Annotated in this window: 12 protein-coding genes; 5 read left to right on the top strand and 7 right to left on the bottom strand. The window is 70.4% G+C overall.

The features are described 5' to 3' along the window. Positions 1 to 50: 50 nt before the first annotated feature. The 7 genes from ACFWR9_RS11945 to ACFWR9_RS11975 form a co-directional block, all read right to left on the bottom strand. Positions 51 to 431, bottom strand: a complete 381-nt coding sequence (locus ACFWR9_RS11945) for a very short patch repair endonuclease (RefSeq protein ID WP_383839699.1) — start codon at positions 429 to 431, stop codon at positions 51 to 53. 116 nt (positions 432 to 547) lie between these two features. Then, entirely contained in the window at positions 548 to 1,843 is a 1,296-nt protein-coding gene (locus ACFWR9_RS11950) for a hypothetical protein (protein ID WP_383839404.1), read from the bottom strand. Continuing rightward, complete coding sequence (locus tag ACFWR9_RS11955; protein ID WP_383839407.1) at positions 1,840 to 2,136, bottom strand: hypothetical protein; 297 nt, start codon at positions 2,134 to 2,136, stop codon at positions 1,840 to 1,842. The genes ACFWR9_RS11950 and ACFWR9_RS11955 overlap by 4 nt, the downstream gene beginning before the upstream one ends. Further along, the gene (locus ACFWR9_RS11960) at positions 2,133 to 4,862 is read right to left on the bottom strand and encodes an SUMF1/EgtB/PvdO family nonheme iron enzyme (RefSeq protein WP_383839410.1); all 2,730 of its coding nucleotides are present in this window, start codon (positions 4,860 to 4,862) and stop codon (positions 2,133 to 2,135) included. The genes ACFWR9_RS11955 and ACFWR9_RS11960 overlap by 4 nt, the downstream gene beginning before the upstream one ends. Further along, positions 4,859 to 5,620, bottom strand: coding sequence for a class I SAM-dependent methyltransferase (locus ACFWR9_RS11965; protein WP_383839413.1), 762 nt, complete (start codon positions 5,618 to 5,620; stop codon positions 4,859 to 4,861). The genes ACFWR9_RS11960 and ACFWR9_RS11965 overlap by 4 nt, the downstream gene beginning before the upstream one ends. A gap of 201 nt (positions 5,621 to 5,821) precedes the next feature. Continuing rightward, on the bottom strand, positions 5,822 to 6,280 hold the full coding sequence (locus ACFWR9_RS11970) for an SRPBCC domain-containing protein (RefSeq protein ID WP_383839416.1): 459 nt from the start codon (positions 6,278 to 6,280) through the stop codon (positions 5,822 to 5,824). A gap of 126 nt (positions 6,281 to 6,406) precedes the next feature. Further along, positions 6,407 to 7,426: an SEC-C metal-binding domain-containing protein gene (locus ACFWR9_RS11975; RefSeq protein ID WP_383839419.1), complete on the bottom strand. Its 1,020-nt coding sequence runs from the start codon at positions 7,424 to 7,426 to the stop codon at positions 6,407 to 6,409. Between the two features lie 162 nt (positions 7,427 to 7,588). Here ACFWR9_RS11975 and ACFWR9_RS11980 point away from each other — a divergent pair, with 162 nt between their 5' ends. The 5 genes from ACFWR9_RS11980 (at position 7,589) to ACFWR9_RS12000 (ending at position 11,010) form a co-directional block, all read left to right on the top strand. Further along, entirely contained in the window at positions 7,589 to 7,900 is a 312-nt protein-coding gene (locus ACFWR9_RS11980; protein WP_383839422.1) for a DUF6412 domain-containing protein, read from the top strand. 149 nt (positions 7,901 to 8,049) lie between these two features. Next, complete coding sequence (locus tag ACFWR9_RS11985; protein ID WP_383839425.1) at positions 8,050 to 8,763, top strand: YidC/Oxa1 family membrane protein insertase; 714 nt, start codon at positions 8,050 to 8,052, stop codon at positions 8,761 to 8,763. Positions 8,764 to 8,926: 163 nt separating this feature from the next. Continuing rightward, positions 8,927 to 9,784 carry a fumarylacetoacetate hydrolase family protein gene (locus ACFWR9_RS11990; protein ID WP_383839428.1) on the top strand — a complete coding sequence of 286 codons (858 nt, stop codon included), beginning with the start codon at positions 8,927 to 8,929 and terminating at the stop codon, positions 9,782 to 9,784. A 178-nt stretch (positions 9,785 to 9,962) separates the two neighbouring features. After that, positions 9,963 to 10,439: a hypothetical protein gene (locus tag ACFWR9_RS11995; protein ID WP_383839432.1), complete on the top strand. Its 477-nt coding sequence runs from the start codon at positions 9,963 to 9,965 to the stop codon at positions 10,437 to 10,439. Positions 10,440 to 10,509: 70 nt separating this feature from the next. Further along, a complete protein-coding gene (locus ACFWR9_RS12000) occupies positions 10,510 to 11,010 on the top strand; it encodes a hypothetical protein (protein WP_383839435.1) in 501 nt (166 codons plus the stop codon). Positions 11,011 to 11,135 lie beyond the last annotated feature (125 nt).

Genomic DNA, 11,135 nt, shown 5'->3' on the forward strand with positions numbered 1-11,135 from the left:
CGTCCCCCCATACCTGCGTCCCGGATTCTCAGGACGGCTTCACTGATCAGCTACGACGCCTGAGCTGAGAGAACGGCCGCTCTCACCGCGGTTGCCACGTCATTCGGCGCCTCATGCTCCCAAAACCGAAGGACCGTCCACCCCTCGTCCTGCAAATGCCTGGTCGTCTCGGCATCACGGGACATGTTCTTGTCGAGCTTGCTCCGCCACCACTCGGCGTTCGCTTTCGGCTGTGTGGCGTGCTGAGGGCAGCCGTGCCAGAAGCAACCGTCGAGGAAAATCGCAACCTTGGTCTTGGGGAAGACGATGTCGATCGTGCGGCGGGACATGCCCGGTACCGGCACGTTCACGCGATAGCGCAATCCCGACGCGTGGAGTAGTCGTCGCACCGCTACCTCCGGGGCTGTGTCGCGAGAGCCCTGGCGGCTCATGCGGGCGGACACTGCGGCGGAGGGCGGGACAGGTTCGGGCACGCCGCCATTGTGCCGGCGAGCCGCCTGTGGGGCACTGTCTCCATCGCTGGGGAGTGCCGTTGCCCGGCCTAGCGCTACGAACCCTTCCCACCCCGCAACGAAGACAACACCAACCGCCCATACCGCGTGGTCAGCACCCCGGCCGTCGCCGCCACCGACAGAGCCAGGGCGATGAGCAGGTGGGACAGGGATTCGTCGCCCAGGACCTGGAGGATGCCCAGGGCCGTGCCCAGCGGTAGGCCGAGGACGGTCAGGACGCCCAGGGCGCCGCTGATCTGCTGGCTCTCCTGGGTCTGGACCAGGCGGCTGTAGTCGGCGGCCTCGGCGAGGATCTCGTTGAAGCGGGCCGGGAGCCGGTGCTGGTTCTGGAAGGCGAGGAGGAGTTCGTTAGCGGGGCCGTGGGCGGTGAGGTGCTGACGCCAGTAGCCGCTGCGGAAGTGCGCGATGTTGCGCTCCAGGGCGGCGACGCGGCGGGCCAGGTGCCGGGGCGAGGTGAACACCTCCGACAGCTCGTCGGTGAGTTCGTCGATGTGGTCGCGCTGGAGGGAGCCGAGGAGGAGAGCGTCCAGGTAGACGGTGCGGGAATGGAGCGCGCCGAAGCGGTAGAAGTCCGCGTCGCCGGTGTCGGGGCGATGGCCGAGGAAAGCGGCGCCCTGCCGCAGTACCAGGGCGCTCCAGTCCCCGGAGATGCGTACGACGTCCTGGAGGTGACCCGCGATCGACTCCGGGGCCAGCGGGAAGTCCTGCGGGCTGGAACGGGATGCCAGTTGCCACAGCCAGCGGTCGGCGGTGGTGGGCAGTTCGCCTTCGGGGCCGTCGCGGAGCGCGGGAGTGTGACGTGCCGTCGGGGTGAGGAACGCGATCGTGTACGGCCGGGAGAGTGCGAAGGGTGCGGTCGGGTCCCCGACGTCGGCGACGCCGTCGAGGAGCAGGGCCGGATCGAACGGCCCGGTGAGTCCGGCCAGCGGCTCGGCGACGGTGGCCGAGCCGCGGCCGGCCAAGGTGCGTAGCACCGGGAGGAGCGGTGTTTCGGCGCTCAAGTGCAGGACGGCCAGCGCGTGATCGGGGTCGCGGGCCGTGGCCGCACGGAGCAGTTCTATTCCCAGCAGGTGCATCCCGTCGTGCTTGAGGTCCATCGGCAGGTGCCAGCGGCGGGGGCGTTCGGGGGTGCCGTAGAGGGCCCGGGCGGAGGCGGGGGCGAAGTAGGTCGATCTCGTGGCCGAGTCCGTGCGACGGCTGCCGAGTTCGAACGGGAACGGGCCCTGTGGCCAACTGGGGGCACGGCGCAGACGCGCGGGCAGGACGACGGTCAGTTCCTGCCGGGCTCCCGTGACGTCGTCGAGCCGTGGCGTGGCGTCGGCAGCCGTCACCGGTAGTACTCAGCCGGGTCGGGCTGGTCGAGACGGATGACGAACTCCGCCTGGCCGGGGCTCGTGGCACTGATGTGGAAGCGCACGTGCTCGCCGGTACGGATGGTGCGGAAGCCCTCCGTCACGATCTGCCGGTAGTCGAAGTTGTAGTACCGCTCGTCATCGTCGTCCCGGACGACGTAGGAACCGACCGTGCCACTCGCTCCTCCGCCGCTCGGCCGCCGGTCCACGATGGTCCCGTGCCGCGGCCCACCGCTGCCGTCGAAACCGCCGCCCTCGCCGCTGCCGCTCATGGCGTTGTCCCCTCCACTCCAGTCGTGCTGACGCTCCGGGCCGTGGCGGGGCCGTCCGCCGTGTCCACGTCCTCGACGCAGCGGAAGCCGACCGCGTTGCTTCCACCACGCTTGCGGTAGATGCCTTTCGTGCTGGTCTGCACCGCGCGCATCGGGTTGTCGTAGCTTCCGCCGCAGATGACGGCCTCGGCCGGGTCGTCCACCGATGTGGAGGTCCACTCCCAGCAGTTGCCCACCATGTCCAGGACGCCGAACGGGGAACGGTTGCCGGGGCGTTCGTCCGCGGGGTTGGCCCCGGCCCGGCGGACGCCCTCGCCCGCGAAGTCCCGAAGCCATGCCTGATAGGTCGTGACGGGGCGGCCCACCCACGTGTCGGCGCAGTTGACCCGGCTGGTGTCCGGGGCGTCGCCCCACGGGAAGAGCCGTCCGTCGGTTCCGCGCGCGGCGGCCTCCCATTCGAGCGCGGTCGGCAGCCGTTTCCCCTCGAACGCCGCGAACGCGTAGGCGCTCCACCAGCTGACGCAGGTTGCCGGATGGTTGTCGAAGCGCCGGTTCTCGTAGTAGTCGGGGTGGCGCAAACGGTTGGTCCAGGGACGGTGGGTGACGTGGGTCGGCTGGTCCGGGTGGTCCCAGCGCGAGGTGCCGTCCGTTTCGAGGGAGTCGAGGAAACGCCGGTAGCGGGCGACCGTCACGGCACGGCGGTCGAAGAGCACGGAGCGCGTGACGCGCCGGACCAGTAACCGCTCGGCCGGGCCTACGAGGTACGCACCGGCGGGCAGCACGCAGTCGTCGCCCCCCGTGGCACCGGCGCCGCCTGCGTCGTTGGGCATTCCGGCGAGGAAGGCACGTACCTGCTCTGTCAGGAAGGCGCCGCCGGGCAGGTCCGCCACGGCTTCCCGATGAGCCGGATCTGCGAGATACCGGGCAGCCAACAGCTCCTGGTAAGCAGTGTGCGCGAACGCTACGTGGTCCGGTCCCGCCGGGCGCAGCAGGGGCGCGAGGACGCAGGAAGCCGGATCGAGCCGTCCGTCCGTGAAGGCGTCGCCGCCCAGTTCGCGATGCAGGTCCAGCAGGGAGAACACCGTCCGGTCGGTCAGGAACGCCCGGCCAAGTGCGGTCGGCAGGCGCTGTTCCAGCTCGGGACGCCCGCGCTCGGTCAGAGTTCGCGTGAGGTGGGTGCCGAGGATCTCCGCGAGAGGCCGGCCCGGGGCAAGACCGAGCCGCGCGGTGAGACCTCGCTCGAGCGGCGTCTCCTCGGGCTCGGTGAGGCGGACGACATGGAAGTGCGGAACGCGGGACGGGTCCACCCCGTTCGCGTACATCTGCTCCACCAGCTGTTCGGAGCGGCCGGCGCCGCTGTCCACCAGCTGACGTACCTGGGGCGAGTCCGCCAAGAACGAGACTCGGGAGCTGATGACAACGGCGGACTCGGCGGACAGGACGGCCGAGAGATCGGTGAACAGGCGCAGGAACCCGGCGGGGCTCGGTTCCGTGACCCCTTCGTCGAAGGCGTCCAGTACGCACAGCGCGGTCCCGGAGCGGATGAGGTAGAGGAAGAGGTCGTACGCGCGGGAACGGTCCGAGGCCATGGCCGGTGCGAGGATACGGGCGGCGTACTCGGAGAAGGGCTCGTCCTTCGGCTTGAGGCCGAGATCGAAGTAGAAGCGGAAGCGGCGGACCTCCGGATCCGCGGCCAGGGCGCGCAGAAGAGTGCTCTTCCCACTGCCGGGGCGCCCGGTGACCAGGACGTTGGCGCTGCCACCAGCGAGACGGGCAAGGAGCTCGGCCGCGTCTCCGGACTCCGTCACCGTCGATTCGCCGGTGCGTGGGTCGGCGCTCAGGACCGATGCGGCGACAACGGTTCGAGGCCCGGGCGGAGTCCCCCTGACGTCCCCGGGGGCGGCGACTCCGGCGACTCCGGCGAGATGGGCGTCGAGATTGACGACGGTGTCGACGAAGCCGTCGTATCGCACGATCCGGAAGTCCGTTCCCAGCAACTGGTGGAGCGCGCCAGGAGCCGCACCACCGTCGTTGTCCACCACGACGAACCGGGTGAGCTTGGGCAGCCGGGTCCGGAGTAGCTCACCGCCGCGGGAGGTGAGGACGGTGCCGAGGTCGTCGGCGTCTCGGGAGAGCATCAGCTCCACGTACTCGAGCCGCATCCCTGATTCCCGGCAGAACAGCAGGTACACGGTGTCCGGGCTGAGCACGAATCGCTTGGCCTGCCGGTAGCCGAGGGTGACATGAAGACCGGCGAGGAATTCGCAGCGACGTGCGACCTCGGGGGCCACGTCCGGCTCCCCACCGAGCAGGGCCGCGCTCCCGGTGTCCGTGAACCAGATGAGGACATCGACGAGCCTTCGTACGGCGAGCAGCCCGTCCTCGTCGCTGATCTCGTACCCGTCGTGGGTGGAGCGGTTGCGTAACCGCCGGATGTCGTCGAGTGCGTCCAGAACCGTGCTGCTGCGGATGTATGGGCGGCAGCGCTTGACCAGGTCGTTGAGTGCCTTGGTCGAGGGGTCACCCTCGACGTCGTGATGCCGCCACAGCTCCTTGAGGAGCTTTTCGGTCAGCTTCCCGACCAACGCGACCGCGTTCTCCGGGTAGCCGTCGTTGAGCGACCGTAACGGGCGTTCCAGGTCGAGTCCGAGATGGTCGGCGATCCGTGAGTGATCGTCGAGTTCCCTACGCAGGCGCCGCAGCCGCTCGTCGACGACGGTACTCACGTGCCGTCCTCCTGACGTTGGCCGAGAACGAACGCGAACCGGTCCGGGAAGACCAGCACGGGCTCCGGGTGGGCGGCTCGCATCTCCTCGACGCCCTCCTCGATCTCGCTGTCACTGAAGGTGGAGAGCAGCGACATGTAGCGGGCGCGGACCATGTCGAGGTACCTGTCCCGGTCGATGCGGAGTTCGTGCTCGACGTGGTCGAGCCGGGTTTCCAGGCCGGCCTGACGCAGATGGCCTTCAATCACGGCCGGGTCCGGTTGCAGTTCTTCGAAACGGGCGAGGGCCGCCTTGAACAAGGGGTATCGAATGGCGGCAGGCAGCATGACAATCAGCAGCCGACCGCCCGGAGCGAGCCGGTGGGCGAGGCCGCGCAACGTGCGCGCCTGGTCCGTCACATGGTGCACGGACTCCTTCAGCCAGATCGCGTCCAGTTCTTCGTACGGCAGCCGGGCCCGCCCGTCGGCGAGGTCCTCCGCCGACGCGACAACGGGCGTCAGGGTTGGTGGAGGCGGGGTGCCGAGCTCGCGGAGCATCGCTCTCGAGGGGTCGACGCACAGAATGGGGTGGGCAGGGCGCAGGTGTCTGGCCACTTCCCGGGTGAACAGGCCTGTTCCCGAACCGATATCGGCGATCCGGTCGGCCGGGCTGAGGCGCAGCGCCTCGCAGATCCTGCCGGACATCCACGGGACGTACTCCGGTCCGTAAACCCAGTGCTCGTCGTACTTGGCTGCGAGGCCGTCGTAGTGTCCTCGCACATCGCGCCGTCCCACGGTCTCCCTCGCGTATCCCCAGGCCGTGCCACCAATAGTCACCAGGCAGGCTATCGGGAGTGGCAAGGCGGCAACAGTGCGTAACTCGACAGCTGCCGGCCGACGGCATGCAGGTGACTGATGGCAGCGGCGCTTGGCATACGTGGTGACCCGGCAGAGCGGATGCGCCGGCGACGGCCGCCCCGATCAGCCCTCCGCCCCATCCCCCAAGAACCCCTCCAACCCGTCCAGCAGCATGTTGCTGCCCTGCTCCGCGCCGTCCCGCTCCTCTGCCGTGTCGCAGGTCTGGCGGAGGGTGATCACGGTGTTGCGGGGGCCCTCCTCCGCGAGTTCCACGGTCATCGTCGCCTGGTCCGGGCGGCCCGGGATGTCCATGCCGATGGTCAGGGCGCGGTTCTCGGTGACCTCGATGTAGGAGCCCGTCAGGGGGAACTCCGTGCCGTCGGGGGTGCGCATCGTGGCCTTCCAGGGGCCGCCCGGGCGGACGTCCATCTCGACGGAGCCGGGGACGGCGTAGGCCCACTGGGAGTACTGGTCGGGGGTGGTCCAGGCCCGCCAGACCCGGGCCGCGGGGGCGTCCAGGGTGCGGGTCAGTGTGTAGGAGAAGCCGTTGCCCGCCGCGGTGGGCGTCTGGTCGGTGCTCATGTCGTCGTGTCTCCTCGGATCGACTCCACTGACGCGTTGCGTTCCGCGTCAGGCTCTCGCACCTGTAGACGCCCGGCGGCGCCCGATCTCATCGGTCCGCGAAGGATGTTCCCCAAGGGGTGTTCCTCAGTGGCCGTGGCACTCCCCGTACGACTGACCCGACCCGCACCAGCACGCCGCCCCCCGCTGCGGCGGCCACGCCACCGCGAGCCCCCGGGCCGCCAGTGTCGTGGCGTACTGCGGGAGGAGGGCCGGGTCGGTCGGGGACGCGCTCTCCGAGGCCGCGAAGGCCTCGTAGGACGGGACCGTGCCCGGGACCACGCCCAGGTTCGGGGTGCCGGACGAGGCCAGTTCGCGCAGGGCCGCCTCTATCGTCGTCAGGTGGTCGTCGTAGGAGGGGTACTCGGCGGACAGGGCCGGGTACGCCTCCAGCAGTTCCGTCAGTTCGTCGGCCGGCCAGTGCAGCATCGCCACCGGGAAGGGGCGGGACAGGGCCTCGCGGTACGCGCCCAGCTCGGCGCGCAGGCGGGAGATCTCCGCCTCCAGGTCCGCCGGGTTGTCCGAGCCCAGGGACCAGACCCGCTTCGGGTCGTGCAGCTCGTCCAGGGAGACCGGCATGGTGTGGAGGGTGTCGGCCAAGGTGTCCCACTCGTCGTGGGGCAGGCCCAGCATCCTGCGGACGCGGTGGCGGCCGTAGAGGAGTGGGTGGGCCGAGTACGGGGGCTCCGCGCCGTCCGTCACGAGCAGGCGGGCGCCCTCCGTGAACGTCTCGTGCGCCGCCTCCAGCTCGTCGTGGGACTCCAGGGCCTCGGCCACGATCACCCAGGCCGCCGGGTCGCGCGGTGCCGCCGCACGGACACCGTCGATGATCGCCCTGGCCTCCGCCTCGTGGTCGTACTCCCAGAGGTTCGACGCCTTCAGGGCGCGGACCAGGGACGGGTTCTCCAGCTCCGGGGAGCCGGCGGCGGAGGACAGCAGGCGGTCGTAGAGCGTGGTCGCGGCGGGGCGGTCGCCGGACAGTTCCAGGTGGGCCGCGGCGCGCAGCAGCAGGGCCTCCGCGTCCTCGGGGTAGAGGCCGGCGGTCCGCTCCAGGCGGGCCGCTTCGGCGGCGTGGTCGACGTTTTCGGCGGACGTGTCGGGGCGCATGGGTGACACGGTACTGCCGGGGAGGCGGCGAGGGTCAGACACCCGGCGGCCGTAGGACAGGCGGTGAGGGCACCTGATGCCGGCCATACCGGGCGCTGTCCAGCTCCTGTATAACTGGGGCAAACGCGCGTGCGAGAGCGTATGGGAGAGGGGGAGCCGCCGATGAGCCAGGGACGGGCCGTCCTGCGCCCCCTTCTCGTCCTCCTGCTCGTTCTCCTCCCCGTCGCGCTCGTCGACGTCGGCAGCCTCTCGGCGACCGTCGCGCTCGCCGCGACCGCCGCCGTCGGCTCCGCGCTCGCCGTCTGCGCCGTCATCGCCGCGCGCTGCGTGCCCGCCGTGCCGCGGACCCGGGTGCGTACGGCCATCAGGGACCGGGACCTGCGTACCGCGTTCCTGCCCCAACGCGATCCCGACGCCCCCGGCCGCCGCCGGCCCCGAGCGCCCGGACGCGCCCTCCCGGCGACCACCGCGTAGGGCACCCGCTTCACCGAGGCCACGGAAGTCATCGAGGCCACCGAGGCCACCGAGGCCACGAAGCCAAGGGAGTCACCCCGCGCGGGGCGTGTCGTCATGCCGCAGTTCCTGTCCCGGCACGACGAGACCCTCGGAGGGCTCACCCACTCATGTCCGTTTTCGCCAGCCTGGTCGAGCACCTCGCCGACCTGCTCCAGCCGCTGTTCGGCGCCTCCGCCGCGGCCGCCGCCGTCGTCCTGTTCACCGCCCTCGTACGGCTCCTCGTCCACCCGCTGTCCCGGGCCGCCGCCCGCGGGCAGAAGGCGCGCGCCGAACTCCAGCCGAGGATCGCCGAACTGCGCCGCAAGCACGCGAAGAACCCCGAGCGACTCCAGCGGGCCGTCCTCGACCTGCACACCGAGGAGAAGGTGTCCCCGCTGTCGGGCTGCCTGCCCAGCCTGTGCCAGATCCCCGCGTTCTTCCTCCTCTACCACCTCTTCTCCAGCTCCTCGATCGGCGGCGAGGCCAACGCGCTGCTCTCGCACCAGCTCCTCGCCGCCCCGCTCGGCGGGCGGTGGGCCGACGCGCTCGGCCACGGCGGGCCGGTCGGGGGCGCCGGACTCGTGTACGCCGCGCTGTTCGCCGTCGTCGCCGGGGTGGCGTTCTTCAGCTACCGGCTGACCAAGCGGACGATGGCCGACCGTTCGGTGCTGCCGGAGGTGGACGCGCAGCGGGTGCCGGGGCTCGGGGCGATCACCGGGGTCATGCCGTTCATGTCCTTCTTCACCCTCGTGACGGTGGCGGTGGTGCCGCTGGCCGCCGCGCTGTACGTCGTCACCAGCACGACGTGGAGCGTCGTGGAACGGGCCGTCCTGTACCGGTGAGGCTCCGGTGCCGGTGAGGCTACGGTCCAGTACGTGAACGGGGTATTGCGGAGTGGACCCTCACCTTGGAGGATCGACCAACCCTCCGATGGTTGTCGCGTCACTGCCGCACCCAGGTCGCACCTCATCGGGCGGGCTGCCCGAGACCGAGGAGTTGGGGATCATGAAGCTGTTGCGAGTCGGTACGGCGGGGTCGGAGCGACCCGCGCTGCTCGACGCCGAGGGGACCCTGCGAGACCTGTCGGGCGTGGTGACGGACATCGACGGGGCGCTGCTCGCCGACTCGGCCGCGCTCGGCCGGGTACGGTCCGCCGCCGAGGCCGGTGAGCTGCCCGCGCTGGACGCCGCCGGGCTGCGCGTCGGGCCGCCCGTGGCGCACATCGGCAAGGTCGTGTGCATCGGGCTGAACTACCACGACCACGCGCGCGAGACCGGGGCCGAGCCGCCCGCCGAGCCCGTCGTCTTCTTCAAGGCGTCGGACACGGTGGTCGGGCCGCACGACACCGTGCTCGTGCCGCGCGGCTCCGTCAAGACGGACTGGGAGGTGGAGCTGGCGGTCGTGATCGGGCGCACGGCCCGCTACCTGGAGTCGGCCGAGGAGGGGCTCGCGTGCGTCGCGGGGTACGCGGTCGCGCACGACGTGTCGGAGCGGGAGTTCCAGATCGAGCGCGGCGGCACCTGGGACAAGGGCAAGAACTGCGAGACGTTCAACCCGCTGGGCCCCTGGCTGGTGACCGCCGACGAGGTTCCCGACCCGCAGCGGCTGTCCCTGCGGCTGTGGGTGAACGGTGAGCTGAGGCAGGACGGGACGACGGCGGACCAGATCTTCCCCGTCGGCGAGGTCGTGCGGTACGTCAGCCAGTTCATGGTGCTGCGTCCCGGTGACGTCATCAACACCGGGACGCCGGCGGGGGTGGCGATGGGACAGCCCGAGCCGAAGCCGTACCTGCGCGACGGGGACGTCGTCGAGCTGGAGATCGAGGGGCTTGGGCGGCAGCGGCAGGAACTGAAGGACGCCTGAGGGCGGGGCATTCGGCGCCCCCCGCCGCACACCACCGGGCGCTGTCCGTTGCCCTGCCCGGGTGACGTTTGCGGTCCTGCCGCGCAAGGCTCGTTGCGCGGCACGGTCGCGAGCCCTGGAATGACTCGCCGGTGCTCCCAACAGCAGGAGCACCCGCAGTCAGCCTCCGGGAGGATGCATGCCCTCTGCTATTTTCCGCCGCGTCGTGGCCATCGGTGCCCTGACCACCGCGACACTGACGTTCGCGCTGTCCGCGCAGGCCTCGGCGGACATCGGGGACGAGGACGTCGTACGGGTCAGGTACACCGGTGTCACCAAGACCGACACGAGCCCCAAGTCCATCAGCAAGGGCGACAGCTGGGTCACGTACCAGCACCTGTACACCCTCCAGAACAAGTTCGTCGGCGACGTCGGCTCGCGGTGCAGCGCCGTCGCGGTCGCCGAGAACAAGGTGACCACCCAGTGCACGCGCGTGCTGCGCATGAAGGACGGGGAGATCCACCTCCACGACATGATCAGCCGCAAGGGCAGCAAGGCCGTCACCGCCAAGACCGCGATCGTGGGCGGGACGGGCATCTACAACGACGCCGAGGGCGAGGGCTACGTCACCCTCAAGGGCGAAAGCGTCGGCTTCGACCTCTACGTCGATGACTGACCGGCCCGCGGAGTGTGACTCGCCCATCGCTCCGGAAGGCCCGGAGCACTCGGTACGGCCTGGAGGTTCCGTGATCGGATCGGTTGTCCGCGGCATCGTCGTCACCGTCTTCGCCGGCACGCTCGCCCTTGTGTCGGCCCCGGCTCACGCCGAGGGGTCGGACGAGGGCAACGACATCGAGAGGGTCGAGCTGACCGGTGTCAACTGGTTCGATACGGCACCCCTGGACGTACGGGCCGGCGACGACTGGGTGACGCGTATGGACCTGTACACCGTGAAGCAGAACGTGAAGGCGGGTGAGCGGCGGCTGCAGCACGCCGGCGAGGGGCAGGCGGAGTGCAGTGCGGTCAAGGTCCAGGGCGAACTGGTCACCACGCTGTGCACACGCGTCCTGCGTCTGGAAGGGGGCACACTGACCCTCAGCGACATGATGACCTACGCGCCGCAGGAGCGCGTGACGGCCAAGTCGGCGATCACCGGGGGCACCGGTCGCTACCGCTCCGCCTACGGTGACGGTTATCTCACCCTGGACGGTCGGTACAGCCACTGGGAGCTCAACGTCGACGAGTGACACTCGGGGTTTGGCCGTGCCGGGGGGGGGGGGCCGCGGGGGGGGGCCCCCCCCCCGGAGGGGTAGGAGATGGAAGAGATAGACCCGGGCGATTGGTAATTTTGGGGGTTTTATTATATTAATCC

The organism is Streptomyces sp. NPDC058534 (assembly GCF_042717365.1).
GTDB lineage: Bacteria > Actinomycetota > Actinomycetes > Streptomycetales > Streptomycetaceae > Streptomyces.

Coding starts and splice junctions, on each gene's coding strand:
- ACFWR9_RS11945 (WP_383839699.1), bottom strand. CDS start 431: ATGAGCCGCCAGGGCTCTCGCGACACAGCCCCGGAGGTAGCGGTGCGA.
- ACFWR9_RS11955 (WP_383839407.1), bottom strand. CDS start 2,136: ATGAGCGGCAGCGGCGAGGGCGGCGGTTTCGACGGCAGCGGTGGGCCG.
- ACFWR9_RS11970 (WP_383839416.1), bottom strand. CDS start 6,280: ATGAGCACCGACCAGACGCCCACCGCGGCGGGCAACGGCTTCTCCTAC.
- ACFWR9_RS11975 (WP_383839419.1), bottom strand. CDS start 7,426: ATGCGCCCCGACACGTCCGCCGAAAACGTCGACCACGCCGCCGAAGCG.
- ACFWR9_RS11980 (WP_383839422.1), top strand. CDS start 7,589: ATGAGCCAGGGACGGGCCGTCCTGCGCCCCCTTCTCGTCCTCCTGCTC.
- ACFWR9_RS11985 (WP_383839425.1), top strand. CDS start 8,050: ATGTCCGTTTTCGCCAGCCTGGTCGAGCACCTCGCCGACCTGCTCCAG.
- ACFWR9_RS11990 (WP_383839428.1), top strand. CDS start 8,927: ATGAAGCTGTTGCGAGTCGGTACGGCGGGGTCGGAGCGACCCGCGCTG.
- ACFWR9_RS11995 (WP_383839432.1), top strand. CDS start 9,963: ATGCCCTCTGCTATTTTCCGCCGCGTCGTGGCCATCGGTGCCCTGACC.